1 protein-coding gene is annotated in these 604 nt (G+C 61.9%); it reads right to left on the reverse strand.

Features of this window, described 5'->3' with window-relative positions:
* Positions 1–89: 89 nt before the first annotated feature.
* Positions 90–604: transposase (locus FS320_RS44785; protein WP_244627798.1), on the reverse strand; the 515-nt coding region annotated here is incomplete at its 5' end.

Below are 604 nucleotides of genomic sequence, written 5' to 3' on the forward strand. Positions count from 1 at the left end.
AACAGAAGAACCTGCTGAGTTCGAGATGACCACGAACAAGATGATTGTGTGCGTCAAGTTCTGCAAAGCGGGGCGGCCATACAGGCTGGCTAAGCGGCTTCGCGAAGAGTGGTTTTCTTGTGCTCCTTCAGGTCCTCCATGTTGAGGTAGCGGTGGGCCTCGAGCCAGTTCTCGTGCGTCTCCACCGCCAGGGTCCGTACCAGTCGGCAGCATGAGGCCGCATTGGGGAAGATCCGCACCACGTAGGTGCGCCGGCGGATCTCCTCGTTGAGGCGCTCGAGCATGTTGGTGCTCTTGAGGTGCTTGTGGTGCTGGCGCGGCAAGCGGTAGAAGGTGAGTGTCTCCTCGATCGTCTCCTCGGCCCAGGCCACCAAGCGCGGGTAGCGCGCCTCCCACTTGGCAATCCAGGCGGCCAGATCGCGCCGGGCCTCCTCGACCGAGCGGCGGTAGTACAACCAGCGCAGCTCCTGCAGGCAATCATCATCGGCCTTGCGCGGCAGGTGATCGAGGGCATTGCGGAGGAAGTGCTGGGGAGCCAGAGAGCATGCTCCTGGAGAGTAGCAGAGCTTCATCGAAGATCCTCTATGTCGGGCACCAAGAGCCC

Origin of the sequence: Microvirga tunisiensis (assembly GCF_009296175.1) — a bacterium.
Classification (GTDB): Bacteria; Pseudomonadota; Alphaproteobacteria; order Rhizobiales; family Beijerinckiaceae; genus Microvirga; species Microvirga tunisiensis.